Source organism: Halomonas sp. H5 (genome assembly GCF_050613175.1).
Taxonomy (GTDB): Bacteria; Pseudomonadota; Gammaproteobacteria; order Pseudomonadales; family Halomonadaceae; genus Bisbaumannia; species Bisbaumannia salifodinae.
In genome coordinates this window covers 4067667-4083203 of record NZ_CP192510.1, presented here as the reverse complement: position 1 = coordinate 4083203, position 15537 = coordinate 4067667, and the positions used below count along the sequence as shown (strand labels likewise).

Genomic DNA, 15537 nt, shown 5'->3' with positions numbered 1-15537 from the left:
CGGCTAGTCTCACAATCTCCGCTGCGGCGGGGCTTGCGACACTGTCCGAATCTCACGACAACGGCTCGAGGAGCCGAGATGTCCGACCGTCACGACGACCCCAGCCTGGCGGGGCCGCTGAACCCCGCCGCGTTACCGATTCAGCAGCAGGGCCTGCTCAAGGGGGCCCACCGCGGCATGACCCTGACCGCGGCCGCCATTATCCTGGCCTTCGTGCTGTTCACCGCCTTCGATACCTCCCTGGCCGGCACCGTCTTCGGCAGCGCCCGGGCCTGGATCGAAAGTACCTTCAGCACCTACTACATCATCACCCTGGTGTTCCTGATCGCCGTCTGCTTCGGCCTGATGCTCAGCCCCTTCGGCAAGATTCGCCTGGGTGACGACGACAGCCGCCCGGAGTTCTCCACCTTCGCCTGGATCGCCATGCTCTTCTCCGCGGGCATCGGCATCGGCATCCTCTTCTTCGGCGTCGCCGAGCCGCTCTTCTACCTGGATACCAGCGGCGCCTTCGGCTACCCCAACAACCCCTACGCGGACCTGGCCGGGGCCACCGCGCTGGGCCATGAGCGGGCGGTCTCGGCGCTGGCGGTCACCTACTTCCACTGGGGCCTGCACGGCTGGGCGGTCTATGTGCTGGTGGGCCTGTCGCTGGCCTACTTCGCCTACCGCAAGAAGCTGCCCCTGGCGCTGCGCTCGGCGCTCTACCCGTTGATCGGCGAGCGCATCTACGGCCCCATCGGCCACCTGGTGGATATCCTGGCGGTGTTCGGCGCCGTCTTCGGGGTGGCCACCTCCCTGGGCCTGGGGGTGAGCCAGATCGCCACCGGCCTGGAGCGGCTGTTCGGTATCGACCCGGGCAACCCCACCCAGCTGGCGCTGATCGCCCTTATCAGCGCGCTCTCCATCCTCTCGGCGGTCTCCGGGGTGGGGCGCGGCATCAAGCTGCTCTCCCAGTGGAACATCCTGATGTCGGTGCTGCTGCTGGGCTTCTTCCTGTTCGCCGGCCCCACCGCCTGGCTGCTGGGCATGTTCGGCGACTCCCTGGGCCACTACCTGGGCAACTTCGTGCAGATGGGGCTGTGGTTCCCCGAGGAGCCGGGGCCGGCCCAGTGGCAGGGCGACTGGACCATCTTCTACTGGGGCTGGTGGCTGGCCTGGGCGCCCTTCGTCGGCCTCTTTATCGCGCGTATCTCCAAGGGGCGTACCCTGCGCGAGTACATGGCCTGCGTGATGATCATTCCCACCGCCATCATCGTCGGCTGGCTCTGCGTCTTCGGCGGCGTGGCCCTGCACCAGGAACTGGCCGCCGGTGGCGAGGCCGGGCTGATCACCCTGGTGCAGAACTGGAACCTGCCGGCGGCCCTCTACGGCACCATCGACGGCCTGACTGCCACGCCCTGGCTGGCCTGGGCGGTGTCGGCGCTGGCCACCCTGCTGCTGGCCAGCTGGTTTATCACCTCCTCCGACTCCGGCACCCTGGTGATCACCACCATCCTCTCCCTGGGCAACGACGAGCCCTCCCGGCCGATGCGCGTCTTCTGGGGGGCGGTGATCGGCGCCGTGGCGGCGGTGCTGCTGCTGGCCGGCGGCCTCGGCGCCCTGCAGACCGCCTCCATCGCCGCGGCCCTGCCGCTGAGCGTGGTGATCATCCTGATGACCCTGGGGGTGCTCAAGTCGCTGATCCAGAACCCCGCTGCGGTGCGCCGTCGGCGGCGGGCGGCCCAGGCCGTCCCGGCGGGGCGGGGCTGACGCCATGCGCCTGGCGTATGCGGGGCCCCTGCCCGAGACCGTCGGCTTCCTGCTGCTGCCGCGCTTCTCGATGATGGCCTTCTTCGCCGCGGTGGAGCCGCTGCGCATCGCCAACCGCATCAGCGGCCGGCCGCTGTTCGACTGGACCCTGATCAGCGAGGCCGGCGGGCCGGTCACCGCCTCCAACGGCATGACATTGATGAGCGACCAGGCCATCGGCGAGGTGCACCACCTGCCCTCGCTGGCGGTATGCAGCGGCTTCGCGCCGGAGGCGCACTTGAGCCGGCCGCTGATGGCCTGGCTGCATCGCCTGGATCAGGCCGGCTGCGTGCTGGGCGGCCTGGACACCGGCTGCTTCCTGCTGGCGGCGGCGGGCCTGCTGGAGGGCGAGCGGGTCACCCTGCACTGGGAGAGCCTGCCCGCCTTCCGCGAGCGCTTCCCCGGGGTGTCGACCTCCGACGAGCTCTTCGAGCTGGGACCGCGGCGTTTCTCCTGCGCCGGCGGTGCCGCCGCCATGGACATGGCCCTGGAAGTGATCGGCCGGCGCCACGGGGCACGCCTGGCCATCGATGTCTCCGAGCAGCTGATCCACGAGCGCATCCGCACCCGCAGCGACCAGCAGCGCATGACCCTGGCGCGGCGCCTGGGCACCCACAAGCGCCACCTGGTGGAGGCGGTGGCGCTGATGGAGCGCCACCTGGAGGAGCCGCTGAGCCTCGCCGAGGTGGCGCGGCGCGGCGGCGTCTCGCCGCGGCAGCTGCAGCGCCTCTTCGACCAGGAGCTGGGCTGCTCGCCCCGGCACTACTACCTCAAGCTGCGCCTGGAACGGGCCCGCCGCCTGCTCGACGAGACCGAGCTGGATATCCTCTCGGTGGGCCTGGCCTGCGGCTTCACCTCCAGCTCCAGCTTCTCCCGGGCCTTCCGCGGCTTCTACGGCCAGTCGCCGCGCCAGGCGCGCCGGGGCCCCGGTCCTTAGGCTTTGTCTGAAAAGTCGGCGAGCGAAGGTCAGACAAGGCAAAAATCGGCGAAAAGACGGAGTTTACGTGGTGTAAATGAGTACTTTGAGCCGATTTTTAACGCCGTATGGCCGAGTGCAGCCAGTTTTCGGGCATAGCCTAGAGGAGCGGCGACGCCTGAGCCGCTCCCCGATACACTGGGCCAAAGGCCCCTCGGAGAACGGCAATGGCACAGTCATCAGATCCCCATGATCCCCACCGCTGGCTCGAGGCGGTGGACGACCCGGCGGCCCTGGCCTGGGTGCGGGAGCACAACGCCGAGACCCTGGCCCGGCTGACCGCGGATGCTGGCTTCACGGCGCTGCGCGATGACCTGCTGGCGATCCTCGAGGCCGACGACCGCATCCCCTTCGTGGTGCGCCGCGGCCCCCATTACTACAACTTCTGGCAGGACCAGGCCCACCCCCGGGGCGTCTGGCGCCGTACCCCGCTGGCGGAGTACGCCAGGCCGCGGCCGGACTGGGAGGTGCTGATCGACCTGGATGCCCTCAACGCCGCCGAGGGGGAAAACTGGGTGTGGCACGGCGCCCACTGCCTGCGGCCCCGTGGCGAGGACGAGCCCTGGCGCCACTGCCTGGTGAATCTGTCCCGGGGCGGGGCCGACGCCGACGTGACCCGGGAGTTCGACCTGGTGGAGAAGCGCTGGGTGGAGGACGGCTTCCATCGCCCCGAGGCCAAGGGCGACCTGGCCTGGATCGATGGCGACAGCGTCTACGCCTTCACCGAGGTGGGGGAGGGCTCGCTGACCGCCTCCGGCTACCCCCGCCAGGTGCGCCGCTGGCATCGCGGCACGCCCCTGGCCCAGGCGCCGCTCTGCTTCGAGGGCGAGGCGGAGGATCTCTCGGTCTCCGCCGGGGTCGACGACACCCCCGGCTTCGAGCGCCACCTGATCCGCCGGGGCAGGGCCTTCTACGCCAGCGAGCTCTACCTGCTCGACGCGGCGGGCACGCCGCGACGCCTGGAGGTCCCCGACTCGGCCCGCAAGGGGCTGCATCGGCAGTGGCTGACCCTGGAGCTGCGCGAGCCCTGGACCCTGGCGGGCACCACCCATGCGGCGGGCAGCCTGCTGGTGGCCGAGCTCGACGCCTGGCTGGCCGGCCGGCGCGAGGTGCGGGTGCTCTTCCCCCCCGAGGCGGGGCGCTCCCTGGCGGACCTCACCTGGACCCGCCACCACCTGGTGCTCAATGTGCTGGAGCATGTGCGCAACCGCCTGGAGGTGCTGACCCCCGGGGCCGATGGCTGGCGCCGCGAGCCCCTGGCCGGGGTGCCCGAGGCGGGCAGCCTGAGCGTTGCCGCCGTGGACGCGGAGGAGAGCGACGAGCTGTTCCTGGTGGCCAGCGACTACCTGACCCCCACCACCCTCCATCATGGCCGGGTCGGCGAGCCGCTCACACCGCTCAAGCGGGCCCCGGCGTTGTTCGAGGCCGAAGGCTTCGCGGTCAGTCAGCACTTCGCCACCAGTGCCGATGGCACCCGTATTCCCTATTTCCAGGTGGCGCGGCGCGATCTCGCCCCCCATGGCGAGCACCCGACCCTGCTCTACGGCTACGGCGGCTTCGAGGTCTCGCTGCTGCCCGCCTATAGCCCCGGGGTGGGGCGCGGCTGGCTCTCCCGGGGCGGGGTCTATGTGGTGGCCAATATCCGCGGTGGCGGCGAATACGGCCCCGACTGGCACCAGGCGGCGCTCAAGGAGAAGCGCTCCCGGGCCTTCGAGGACTTCGCCGCCGTGGCCGAGGACCTGATCGCCCGGGGCGTCACCTCGCCGCGGCGCCTGGGCATCCAGGGTGGCTCCAACGGCGGCCTGCTGGTGGGCAATATGCTGGTGAAATACCCGCGACTGTTCGGCGCCGTGGTCTGCCAGGTGCCGCTGCTCGATATGCGCCGCTACCACGAGCTGCTGGCCGGCGCCTCCTGGATGGCCGAGTACGGCGACCCGGACGGCGACGACTGGGACGCCTTCCTGCGCGACCTCTCCCCCTACCACAACCTGGACCCGGCGGCGGCCTACCCGCCGACGCTGCTGATGACCAGCACCCGGGACGACCGGGTCCACCCGGGCCATGCCCGCAAGATGCTGGCGCGGCTGCGCGAGCTGGGCCAGCCGGCGCTCTATTACGAGAATCTCGAGGGCGGTCACGGCGGCGCCGCGGACAACCCCCAGCGGGCGCGGATGCAGGCCCTGGCCTTTACCTTCCTGTGGCAGACCCTGGCGGGGGACTCGGCGCCTCGGTGAGCCGCCGGCGCCGGGCGCCGCTCATTCACCCTCAGCCCCCAGCGGGCGCGGATGCAGGCCCTGGCCTTTACTTTCCTGTGGCAGACCCTGGCGGGGGACTCGGCGCCTCGGTGAGCCGCCGGCGCCGGGCGCCGCTCATTCACCCTCAGCCCCCAGCGGGCGCGGATGCAGGCCCTGGCCTTTACTTTCCTGTGGCAGACCCTGGCGGGGGACTCGGCGCCTCGGTGAGCCGCCGGCGCCGGGCGCCGCTCATTCACCCTCAGCCCCAGCGGGCGCGGATGCAGGCCCTGGCCTTTACCTTCCTGTGGCAGACCCTGGCGGGGGACTCGGCGCCTCGGTGAGCCGCCGGCGCCGGGCGCGCTGGATCATCCGGTAGCGGGAGCGCACTTCGTCCCGCTCCAGGTAGCAGCCCTGCAGCCAGCGCCGGCCGCCGCCCCCGGCGAAGGCGTCCCGGGCATGTAGCAGCCGGCGGTTGTCGAAGATCACCAGGTCCCCCGGGGCATAGTCGAAGCGCAGGGCGAACTGCGGCTCATGGAGCAGGGCCTGCAGCGCCATCAGCGCCGCATAGGCGGGCTCCACCGCCTCGAAGGGCGCCTGCAGCGGGCCGCGCAGGAAGTCGGCGATACGCACCTCCTGCAGTTCGCCGCGCTCGTCCAGGCCGATCATGGGGGCATGCCAGACATGATCGGTGGTGCGGGCGGTATTGGCGAAGCACCAGCGCTGGCGGGTCAGGGTGGCGAAGGCCTCGGGATGGCGGTCGCGAAGCGCCTCGGCCACGGCGAAGCCGTCGAGCATCACCGCCTGGCCCCCTGCCACGTCGTTCTCCAGGCAGTGCAGCAGCTGCAGCCCCGGCTGGTACTCCCGGGTGGGCAGATCCACATGGGGCGGCAGGGCGATGGCGGTATAGGCGTTGGAGTCCGGGTCGGGCTTGGCGTGCACGTCGAAGAGGGTGCCGAAGTTGGTGGCCCGCAGCGGGCCGATGCGGGCGGCGATCTCGGCCAGGGAGCCCGGCGCGGTGGGCAGGCCGCGCAGGCGCACCAGCCCCTTGCCGAGCACGCTCTCCAGGGCCGGGGCGAGGATCGCCTCCTCGGCCTCGCTGGCCGGCTCGGCGTCGAGCAGGCCGCTGGCGTCGAGGCTGTCGGGGATGGCCTCGGGGCCGCCCAGCCAGGTCGTTACCGGCACCAAGGGGCCCTCCTGGGTGGCGCCGTTGTCGTAGTCATGGGCGCGCAGCCAGCCGGGATGGAAGCGCAGTCCGCGCGCCTCGGGGGCGAAGGTGACGCAGAGGGCGCCGGCGGCGTCCACCTCGGCGGCGGCGATCTCCGGCCAGGCGGGCAGGGTGGAGAGGTCGAGGATGCGCTCCCGGGTGGCGGGATTGACGGTGCTCTCGTCGGCGGCGTTCTCGCGCAGCCAGATGCCGTGATAGCGGCTGGTGCGACCGTCGCTCCAGCCCAGGGTGACCACCCGGGCGTCGTGGGCGACGGCGCGGATCTCGGCCTCGATGGGCCAGGCGTCGTAGTCCGGGGTAAGCGGCAGCGTCGGGGACGACAGCGAATTCATGATGGCCTCTCCTGGGATAGGGCGAGCGTTGGGTCGAGAGGCCTAGCTTGCCCGTGCCGGCGCCGGCGGAAGCGGCGCCATTCGACACCGACTATGCACCATTCGACAGCCAGGCCCGATCCTGCTGGCGCCGCAGCTGGCTGGGGGTGAGGCCGTGGCGTTGGCGAAAGGCGCGGGTAAAGCTGGAGGCGGAGGCGAAGCCACAGGCCTGGGCGATCTCCAGCACCCGGTGGGGGGTCTCCAGCAGCAGGCCATGGGCGTGATCCAGGCGTAGCCCCAGGTAGTGATCCCGGGGGGAGCGCTCCAGGTAGCGCAGGAAGAGCCGCTCCAGGCCGCGCCAGGAGAGTGCCAGGCGCCGGGCCAGGTCGGCGATGGCCAGGGGCGACTCCAGGTTGGCCTCCATCAGGCCGATGGCGCGGCGCAGCTCCAGGGGCAGGTGGGGTGGCGCCGCGGGGCGCTGGCGGCTGGCGGGCAGGCGCCCCCGGGCATGCACCAGCTGGGCATTGACCCGGGCCGCCAGGGCCTCGCCGTGGCGGCGTCGCACCAGGTCCAGGGCCATGTCGATGGCGGCGCTGCCGCCGGCACAGGAGAAGCCCCGGGCGTCCACCTCGTAGAGGGACTCCACGACATCGACCCGCGGGAAGCGGCGGCGGAAGTCGGGCAGGCTCTCCCAGTGCAGGGTTACGGTCTGGTCGTCGAGCAGCCCCGCCGCGGCCAGTGCCACGCAGCCGGTATCCATGCCGCCCAGCACGCAGCCCCGGGCCGCCCGCTCGCGCAGCCAGCCCAGCAGGGCCGGGGTCAGGGCCGCCTCGGGGGCGAAGCTGGCGCAGACCGCCAGGCTGGGGAAGTCCGGGGTCTGCTCCAGGGCCAGCTCGACCCCCAGGGACATGCCGTTGCTGGCCGTCACCGGGGTGCCGTCCAGGCCGATCAGCCGCCAGCGGAACAGCTCACGGCCCGCCATGCGGTTGGCGATCCGCAGCGGCTCGATGGCGGAGAAGAGCGCCACCATGGCGAAGCGCGGCAGCAGCAGGATACCGATGGGTTCCGGCTCGGGGCCGGCATAGTGGAGTCGCATCAGGGGGCGGGCGTCGGTTCGGGGCCCCCATTATGGGAGCCCCGGCGCTGTCTGCAAACCCTGGGCTACGCCGGCCCCGAGCCACCGCCGCGTATCTCGGGCATGGCGGCCCGGTCTCGCCTGAGGCGCAGCAGGAAGGCGCCGGTCAGGGCGAAGATGCCGAGTGCCACGGGAATCGCCGAGACCGAGATCAGGGTCAGGATCACCCGGTAGACGTCGCCGCCCAGCCCGCCGATCACGATGGCCAGGCCGGCCATGGCCAGGATCCAGAAGATCCGCGTGCGCCGGGCGGTGAGCATCTCGCAGACCAGGCCCGCAGAATCGGCGCTGGTGACGAAGAACAGCAGGATATTGAGCAGCAGCACCAGCGACAGCAGCCCGCTGGTGTCGATATCGCGCACCAGCTGGAAGACGTCCTCGGCGCCGGCCTCGAGGCCCGCCAGGCCGAAGGTGACGAACCAGAAGCCGGTGAGCAGGCTGGGCACCACCAGGATGCCCAGTACCAGCTCGCGCAGGCTGCGGCCCTTGGAGATGCGCGCGATAAAGACCCCGGTGAAGATAAACCAGCCGTACCAGGAGGCCTCGAAGGCATAGAGCCAGTCGGCCAGCCAGGCCTTGCGCTCCGGGTCGCCGAGGCCGATATCGGTGGCCATGGCCGGGTAGCGCAGCAGGTACTCCGGCAGCAGGCGGGCGAACTGGGCGAGGATCTCCCCGGGCTGGGTGAGCAGGAAGACCGCCAGCATCAGCCCCAGGGCGAAGACGCTGTTGTAGTTGCTCAGCCACTTGATGCCGCGCTTGAGCCCCGAGGCGGAGGAGAGGATGGCGAAACCGGCCAGGGTCAGGATCATCGCCGCGTTGCTCACCTCCAGGCCGAGGCCGTCGGCCAGCGCCTGGCGCAGCGGCGTGCTAGCGTAGGCGAAGGTCAGCGCCAGGCCGATCACCGTGGCCACCACCAGGCTGACCAGGTTGAGGCGGCTGAGGAAGCCGTTGCCCAGCAACTGCTCGGCGGGCTTGGCGATGCCCAGGTTATAGAGGGCATGGGCGAACATCACCCCCACCCCCAGGTAGCCCACCCAGGCCAGCAGGCCCCAGTGGTTGAGGGCGGTGAGCAGTGCCTCATGGGAGCTCATGCCCGCCTCCACATGGTAGCGGGGCTCGCTGACGCCCCAGGTCAGCAGGGCGATGCCCATGCCGGTGGAGAACAGCATGCCCAGCCAGCTGGGGGTGGAGAACTCCGGCGGGCCCTCGCCGAAGCGCAGCCGGCCCAGGGGGGTGACGGCGGCCACCAGGAAGAACAGCGAGGCGGCGAAGGCGGGGTAGGTGAAGAGGAAGCCGAAGTTGCCGATCACCTGGGTCTTGGCCAGGGTCAGGGCCTGTTCGAACTGGCCGGGGAAGAGCACGATGGCGCCGATCAGGGCGGCTACCGTGAGCACCGAGGCGACGCTGGTCAGATAGTCCTGTTTCATGGCGGGTCGATTCCACTGTTGTTATTGGGATGGAGTGTCATGCCAGCCTAGGCCCGGGGGCATCGACGCACTTGGCGCCAGGCGAAGCAAAGTCGACGCCATCCGCAGGGCCGAAGGCGTCTGCCCGGCGTCGCATTGGGGCAAGGGGAAAGACGGAGGCCGAGCGAGACTGTCGGCATGGTGTCCTGAATCGGCGCGGGAGGCGGCGGCCATGCGACTCGAGCATGATGGTACGACCCCGGAGCGCATCGGCTTTTTGCTGGTGCCCGGCTTCTCGATGATGGCCTTCTTCGCTGCGGTGGAGCCGCTGCGCATCGCCAATCGGATCGCCGACCGGCCCCTCTATGCCTGGTGCCTGATCAGCACCGATGGCCAGCCGGTCTCCGCCTCCAACGGCATGACCCTGATGGTGGATCACGCCATCGATGAAGTGGCGTCGCTGCCCTGCCTGGCGGTATGCAGCGGCTTCGCCCCGGAGGCCCTGTTGAGCCGCGCGCTGATTCGCTGGCTGCACCGGCTCGACCGCGGCGGCTGTGTGCTGGGAGGGCTGGACACCGGCGGTTTCCTGCTGGCGGCGGCGGGACTCCTGGAGGGGGCGCGGGTCACCCTGCACTGGGAGAGCCTGCCCGCCTTCCGCGAACGCTTTCCTTCCATCGCCACCTCCGACGAGCTCTTCGAACTGGGGGCACGGCGCTTCTCCTGCGCCGGCGGGGCCGCCGCCATGGACATGGCCCTGGCGGCAATCGCTCATCGTCACGGTAGCGCCCTGGCGGTGGCGGTCTCGGAGCAGCTGATTCATGACCGTATCCGCAGTCGTGGCGATCAGCAGCGCATGTCTCTGGCGCGGCGGCTGGGCACCCATAAACGCCGCCTGATCGAGGCGGTGGCGCTGATGGAACGCCACCTGGAGGAGCCGCTGTCGCTGGCGGAGATCGCCCGCCGCAGTGGTGTCTCGCCGCGCCAGCTACAGCGCCTCTTCGAGCAGGAACTCAACAGCTCGCCGCGCCACTGGTACCTCAGGCTGCGGCTGACCCGGGCCCGCCAGCTCCTCGAGGATACCCAACTGGATATCCTCTCGGTGGGCCTGGCCTGCGGCTTCACCTCCAGCTCCAGCTTCTCCCGGGCCTTTCGCGGCCAGTTCGGCGTCTCGCCGCGGCGGGTCAGGTTAGGAGGCTGCCGAACTTAACGCTGATTTACTGCGAATCCCGGGCTTTCGGCCAACGTCATTCGATCCATTTCGTTAAATAGCGCGCTATTCGCCTCAATCGATCGAACAATTTGACTCGAAATCCGTGACTCTCGTCACAATCGGTCAAGCCCGACAGCCTCCTGGCATCGCCAAGCTAGGGGCGTGGGGCCTCCAGGCCCCCGGCCAGGGCCCGGCAGAAGTCGCGCCAGGCCTCGCCCATGGGGGCCAGGTGAGCCTGGGCGTGGAGGGCGCCATGGACCATCCCCGGGGCGCGGCGATAGCCGACTCGAGCCCCTCGGCGTCGCCACTCGGCCACGGCGGCTTCCAGGGGGTGGGTAAGGGGATCGTGTTCCACCGCCAGCACTTCGATCCGTTGGGAGGGGGGCGTCTCGGGGACGGGGGGCAGGGTGGGGGCGATCGCTCGCCATAGGGTGAGGATCTCGTCCCGGGAGAGCAGCGGCGCATCCGGGCCCAGCGCGACTGTGTCGGGGGTGCCCACCGGGGGATAGATCAGCCCCAGGGGCCATGCTGGGCTCGTCGGCTCCCAGGCCAGGTCGAGTACCAGCCGCCCCCCGGCGCTGTCGCCCACCAGGGCCTGCGGGGCGATGGCCTCGGCCACCGTTCGGCAGTCGGCGAGCATGGTGGCATAGTCCGCCTCCGGGGCCAGGCGATAGTCGACGCTGATGACCTCGCGGTCCAGCTGCGCGGCGAGGCTCGCCGCCACCCCGTGGTGGCTCGTCACCGAGCCCAGGCTCCAGCCGCCGCCGTGCACGAAAAGCACCGACCCGGGCAGGCAGCGTCGCGGCGTGAAGCGGCGGATCGCCACGCCGGCCAGGCGCTCGTCCATCACCCGCAGGCCCGGCGGGTCGGCGGGTGCGAAGCCGGCGCAGAGGGCCTCATAGCGAGGGCGTGCCAGCGCCGGTGGCACGCCCTCCAGATCGCTCAGGCCGTCGGCGAAGCAGCGGATAAAGGCCGCGATCTCCATCCCGTCAGCGCCGGATGCCGATGGTGCGCCCGGCGAGTTCCGGCCAGGCGCCGGCGTCGGCGTGGGGCAGGTCGGCCAGCGCCTCGGCGACCGGCGCCGGGAAAGCGTCGGGGCGGCCGCTCTGCTGGTTCATGCCCATCAGCATCTGCTCGCTGGTGGCCAGCAGGTTGCGCTCCTCGTCGAACAGCTCGAAGAAGGCGTGTAGCCGCTTGGCGTCGCGATCCAGCAGGGTCACCGTGACCGCCAGCGGCTGGTCCTGGTGGGCCTCGCGGCGGTAGCAGAGGTGGGTCTCCAGGGTGTAGACGGTGTAGCCGTGACGGCGACGCCCCTCGGCATCCAGGCCGATGCGGTCCATCAGCGCCTCCACCGCCAGGGAGAAGACCCTGGCGTACTCGGCGTCGTTCATATGGCCGTTGTAGTCGACCCACTCCGGGGCCACCCGGGTCTCCAGGATCACCATCAGATGCGCCCCTCCAGGCCTTCCGCTTCCGGCCAGTATTTCTGCACCAGGTCGAGCAGTTCAACCAGGAAGTCGTCGCGGCGACGGTCGAGTTCGCTGACCGGACGGCCGGCGGCCTGGTACTCGCAGCCTTCGACCACCTTGTCGATCAGCTCGTCGGTGAGCTCGGGGGCCTCGAGCTTGGTCCAGGGCAGCTTCAGCGCCGGGCCGAACTGCGCCAGCATATGACGCATGCCCGGCTCGCCGCCGGCCAGGTGGAAGGTCAGGAAGGTGCCCATCAGCGACCAGCGCAGGCCGCAGCCGTAGACCACCGCGGCGTCCACCTCCTCGGTGGTGGCCACGCCGTCGTTGACCAGGTGCAGGGCCTCGCGCCATAGCGCCTCCATCAGGCGGTCGGCGATATGTCCCTCGATCTCGCGGCGGACCACCAGCGGACGCATGGCCAGTTCCCGGTACAGGATCTGGGCCCGTGCGGTCTGCTCGGCGGCGGTGGCCTCGCCTCCCACCAGCTCGACCAGCGGCAGCAGGTAGACCGGGTTGAAGGGGTGGGCGACGATCACCCGCCCCGGCGCCTTGGCACAGTCTTGCTGCAGGTCGCTGGGCTTGAAGCCGGAAGTGGACGAGCCGATGATCACCTCCGCCTCGGCGGCGGCGTCCAGGGCGGCGAGGATCTCGCGCTTGAGTTCCAGGCGCTCCGGGACGTTCTCCTGAATCAGGTCGGCGCCGGCCACGGCGGCCTCGAGGCTGTCGACGAAGGTGAGCCGTGCGGGGCTGGCGCCTTCGGCCAGGCCCAGGCGCTCGAGGGACGGCCAGGCGTTGTCGACGAAGGCGCGGGTGCGTTCCGGCGCCTCCGGGGCCGGGTCGAAGGCCACCACGTCCCAGCCCCGGGCCAGGGCCCGGGCGATCCAGCCGTTGCCGATGACGCCGGTGCCGATCACGCTCAGTTGGCGGCTCATGCGTCACCTCCGGCGACTTTCTCCACGATCTTCCCGGTGCGCGGGTCGCGCAGCTTGAGGTGGGCGCGGGTCTCGGCGGGGGTCATGACCCGGGCGCCGAGGTTGTCGATCAGGGTGGCGGCCTTCTCGACCAGCTGGCCGTTGGTGGCCAGGACGCCCTTCTTCAGGTAGAGGTTGTCCTCCAGGCCGACCCGGGCATGACCGCCCAGCAGCACCGCCTGGGCGACCATGGGCATCTGCTGGCGACCGATGCCGAAGGCGGCCCAGTTGGCGGTCTCCGGCAGCTTGTTGCGCATGGCCAGCATGGTCTCGGTATCGGCCTCGGCGCCCCAGGGGATGCCCAGGCAGAGCTGATAGAGGGGATCGCCGTCGAGCAGGCCCTCCTGCTGCAGCTGGCGGGCGAACCACACATGGCCCAGGTCGAAGCACTCGAGTTCCGGCTTGACCCCGGCGGCCTGCACCAGGCGGGCGTGCTCGCGCAGCCAGTCGGCGGGGTTCACGTAGACCATGTCGCCGAAGTTGAGGCTGCCGCAGTCCAGGGTGCAGAGCTCCGGCAAGAGCTCGGCCACCGGCGCGTGGCGTTCGGCCGGGGTCTGGATATCGGTGCCCGGGCCGCCGCGGGTGGGGTCCTCGGCGTCGGGGATCCAGTCGCCGCCGCCGCCGGCGGTGATGTTCATGACGATATCCGTGTCCGCCTCGCGGACCCGCTCCATCACCTCGCGGAAGTGCTCCACGGAGTGGCTGATGCCGCCGGTCTGCGGGTCGCGCACATGGATATGCGCCACGCTGGCGCCGGCCCGGGCGGCCTCGATGCAGCTGTCGGCGATCTGCTTGGGCGTCACCGGCACATGGGGGCTCTTGGCGGTGGTGTCGCCGGCGCCGGTGATGGCGCAGGTGAGGATGACGTTGCGATTCATGGTCGCTCCCTCGGGGTGGTGGAATTCGCGTTCAGTGTCGTCCGCCACGGCCCCGGCCGTTTGGCAACTTGCGCCGGGAAGTTGACCCGAGTCGCCAGAGGGGAGTGAATAGGACGCGAATCATCGGGCGAGGTCGCCCGAGACCATCGAGGAGGGGGTCATGGAAGGGATGCTGGAGCTCTTGTCGCCGCTATCGGCGGCGATCAACCTGGGCCTGGTGCTGCTGGCGGCGCTGACCTCGGGGGTCTCGGCGGCGGTGGGCATCGGCGGCGGCACCCTGCTGATCATGGTGATGGCCCAGGTGATGCCGGCCACGGCGCTGATTCCGGTCCACGGCATGGTGCAGTTGGGCTCCAACGGCGGCCGGGCGGTGATGACCTGGCGGCATATCGATCGCGGCCTGCTGGTCGCCTTCCTGCCCGGGGTGGTGCTGGGGGCCCTGGTGGCCGCCTGGCTGATGGTGCGCCTGTCGCCGGGGGTGCTGGAACTGTGCATCGCCGCCTTCGTGCTCTACTCCTGCTGGGGGCCGGGCTGGCCCAGGGGCTGGCTGGGGCACGCCGGGACCCTGCTGGCCGGGGCCCTGACCACCTTCCTCTCCAGCCTGGTGGGGGCGTCCGGCCCCCTGGTAGGGGCGGTGATCAAGCAGCACTTCAGCGAGCGCCTGCCGCGGGTGGCCACCTTCGCCGCCTGCATGAGCTTCCAGCACCTCACCAAGGCCTTCGTCTTCGGGGTCGCCGGCTTCGTGTTCCGCGACTGGCTGGCGTTGATGGTGGCGATGATCGTCGCCGGCCTGGCGGGCACCTGGCTGGGCCTGCGCCTGCTGCGTCACCTCTCCGATCGGCGCTTCGACACCCTCTTCAAGTGGGTGTTGACCCTGCTGGCGCTGCGCCTGATCTGGCTGGGACTGGGGCGGCTCGGCATCGTTGCTTAGGCGTCCGCGTCGCCGGCTCGCCGGCACAGGCGGGCGGCACGATCCAGGGCGGGGCCGGCGCCGTCCAGGACGAAGTCCAGCTCCCAGGGATCGTCGTCACCCAGGCTGAGGCTTAGTACCTCGCCGCTGCGCAGCTCGTGGAGCAGGCGATAGGGCTCGTCGAGGGTAAAGAGGGCGTAGGCCCCGCTGTCGCCGGGATCCCGCCGAAGGTCGGTCGGGGCGGCGAAGGGGGGGAGGTCGTCGATGCGCAGGCTGGCCGAGCCCTGGCGGGTCTCGGGCGTGGCCACGAACTCGTGCATCTCCACCCGCAGCTCCGCCTGGGGTTGGCAATGGGGCGGGGCGAAGTCCACCGAGAAGGCGGTGCCGGGCTGATCCAGGGTATTGGTGGCGCGGAAGAGGCGCGCCTCGCCCAGGCTCAGGCGCAGCGAGTGCCAGTGACCGCTGGGCTCGACGCGGTCGGCATTGAACATGGTGGCCGCCGCCGGGGTGGCCAGCAGCAGGGCGCCGGTAAGCAGCAGGGGACGAGCCAGGATGGGCATGGAGACGCTCCGCCGGGAAGATGAGGCCGTTAGCCTACCCAATCGCGTGCCGGGCGACCATGCCGAGGGGGCGTTTGGAGAGCGGGATCAGGGCGATAGTGGTGCCTTGGGGTGGCGCCTGTGGAAGGCCTCCCAGGCCTTCTCGTGGAAGAAGTAGGCCAGGGTGTTGACCGCCGGCTCGATCATGGCGATCAGGCCGCCCAGCACCCAACTGCCGGTGAGCAGGAAGGTGACGGCGAAGGCCACGCTGAAATGCACGACGGCGAACGTCAGGGTCTTGATCTTGGCCTGGGACATGATGGTCCTCCTCAATGCTGTTGAGACTCATCATAAGAGAATGATTCTTATTTGTTGAGTTAAATCCCCCAATCCCGGCGATAGTCAGGATCTGTCGGGCCCCGGCATGGTGATTCAATGGTGTAAACGGATTCCACGCCTGACGGTGGACAGCGGCGTTTTCGTCG

14 protein-coding genes and 1 pseudogene are annotated in these 15537 nt (G+C 70.4%); 6 read left to right on the top strand and 9 right to left on the bottom strand.

From position 1 onward, the window contains the following. Positions 1-78 precede the first annotated feature (78 nt). The 4 genes and pseudogenes from ACQ1W9_RS18870 to ACQ1W9_RS18855 all read left to right on the top strand — a co-directional run bounded on the left by ACQ1W9_RS18870 (position 79) and on the right by ACQ1W9_RS18855 (position 4998). On the top strand, positions 79-1749 hold the full coding sequence (locus ACQ1W9_RS18870; RefSeq protein ID WP_431024675.1) for a BCCT family transporter: 1671 nt from the start codon (positions 79-81) through the stop codon (positions 1747-1749). Positions 1750-1753: 4 nt separating this feature from the next. Continuing rightward, on the top strand, positions 1754-2725 hold the full coding sequence (locus ACQ1W9_RS18865; RefSeq protein ID WP_431024674.1) for a GlxA family transcriptional regulator: 972 nt from the start codon (positions 1754-1756) through the stop codon (positions 2723-2725). Positions 2726-2922: 197 nt separating this feature from the next. Continuing rightward, positions 2923-4122, top strand: a pseudogene (locus ACQ1W9_RS18860) (S9 family peptidase); the annotation flags it as partial. Further along, the gene (locus ACQ1W9_RS18855) at positions 4096-4998 is read left to right on the top strand and encodes a prolyl oligopeptidase family serine peptidase (protein ID WP_431026467.1); all 903 of its coding nucleotides are present in this window, start codon (positions 4096-4098) and stop codon (positions 4996-4998) included. The pseudogene ACQ1W9_RS18860 and the gene ACQ1W9_RS18855, both read left to right, overlap by 27 nt. Positions 4999-5292: 294 nt before the next feature. Here the strand turns inward: ACQ1W9_RS18855 and ACQ1W9_RS18850 are convergent, their stop codons facing one another. The 3 genes from ACQ1W9_RS18850 to ACQ1W9_RS18840 form a co-directional block, all read right to left on the bottom strand. Beyond that, entirely contained in the window at positions 5293-6555 is a 1263-nt protein-coding gene (locus tag ACQ1W9_RS18850) for a TauD/TfdA family dioxygenase (RefSeq protein ID WP_431024673.1), read from the bottom strand. 91 nt (positions 6556-6646) lie between these two features. Beyond that, the gene (locus tag ACQ1W9_RS18845) at positions 6647-7630 is read right to left on the bottom strand and encodes a GlxA family transcriptional regulator (protein ID WP_431024672.1); all 984 of its coding nucleotides are present in this window, start codon (positions 7628-7630) and stop codon (positions 6647-6649) included. Between the two features lie 65 nt (positions 7631-7695). Next, positions 7696-9096: a BCCT family transporter gene (locus ACQ1W9_RS18840; protein WP_431024671.1), complete on the bottom strand. Its 1401-nt coding sequence runs from the start codon at positions 9094-9096 to the stop codon at positions 7696-7698. A gap of 211 nt (positions 9097-9307) precedes the next feature. On the opposite strand from ACQ1W9_RS18840, the gene ACQ1W9_RS18835 reads away from it, so the two are divergent. Further along, complete coding sequence (locus ACQ1W9_RS18835) at positions 9308-10282, top strand: GlxA family transcriptional regulator (RefSeq protein ID WP_431024670.1); 975 nt, start codon at positions 9308-9310, stop codon at positions 10280-10282. A 157-nt stretch (positions 10283-10439) separates the two neighbouring features. On the opposite strand, the gene ACQ1W9_RS18830 is transcribed toward ACQ1W9_RS18835, so the two are convergent. Genes ACQ1W9_RS18830 through ACQ1W9_RS18815 form a run of 4 tightly spaced genes read right to left on the bottom strand, consistent with a single transcriptional unit; the run spans position 10440 to position 13603 of the window. After that, positions 10440-11270, bottom strand: coding sequence for an alpha/beta hydrolase fold domain-containing protein (locus ACQ1W9_RS18830; protein WP_431024669.1), 831 nt, complete (start codon positions 11268-11270; stop codon positions 10440-10442). 4 nt (positions 11271-11274) lie between these two features. Beyond that, positions 11275-11730, bottom strand: coding sequence for a thioesterase family protein (locus ACQ1W9_RS18825; RefSeq protein ID WP_431024668.1), 456 nt, complete (start codon positions 11728-11730; stop codon positions 11275-11277). Further along, positions 11730-12686: an L-carnitine dehydrogenase gene (locus tag ACQ1W9_RS18820; protein WP_431024667.1), complete on the bottom strand. Its 957-nt coding sequence runs from the start codon at positions 12684-12686 to the stop codon at positions 11730-11732. The genes ACQ1W9_RS18825 and ACQ1W9_RS18820 overlap by 1 nt, the downstream gene beginning before the upstream one ends. Then, positions 12683-13603: a 3-keto-5-aminohexanoate cleavage protein gene (locus ACQ1W9_RS18815; protein ID WP_431024666.1), complete on the bottom strand. Its 921-nt coding sequence runs from the start codon at positions 13601-13603 to the stop codon at positions 12683-12685. The genes ACQ1W9_RS18820 and ACQ1W9_RS18815 overlap by 4 nt, the downstream gene beginning before the upstream one ends. A gap of 160 nt (positions 13604-13763) precedes the next feature. Between ACQ1W9_RS18815 and ACQ1W9_RS18810 the strand changes: the two genes are divergently transcribed. Then, positions 13764-14534 carry a sulfite exporter TauE/SafE family protein gene (locus tag ACQ1W9_RS18810; RefSeq protein WP_346060736.1) on the top strand — a complete coding sequence of 257 codons (771 nt, stop codon included), beginning with the start codon at positions 13764-13766 and terminating at the stop codon, positions 14532-14534. Here ACQ1W9_RS18810 and ACQ1W9_RS18805 read toward each other — a convergent pair. After that, the gene (locus ACQ1W9_RS18805) at positions 14531-15073 is read right to left on the bottom strand and encodes a hypothetical protein (RefSeq protein ID WP_431024665.1); all 543 of its coding nucleotides are present in this window, start codon (positions 15071-15073) and stop codon (positions 14531-14533) included. The two genes, ACQ1W9_RS18810 and ACQ1W9_RS18805, sit on opposite strands and share 4 nt — an antisense overlap. 87 nt (positions 15074-15160) lie before the next feature. Continuing rightward, positions 15161-15370 (bottom strand): DUF2061 domain-containing protein, encoded by a 210-nt coding sequence (locus tag ACQ1W9_RS18800; RefSeq protein ID WP_346060734.1) that lies wholly within the window; start codon positions 15368-15370, stop codon positions 15161-15163. Positions 15371-15537: the final 167 nt, after the last annotated feature.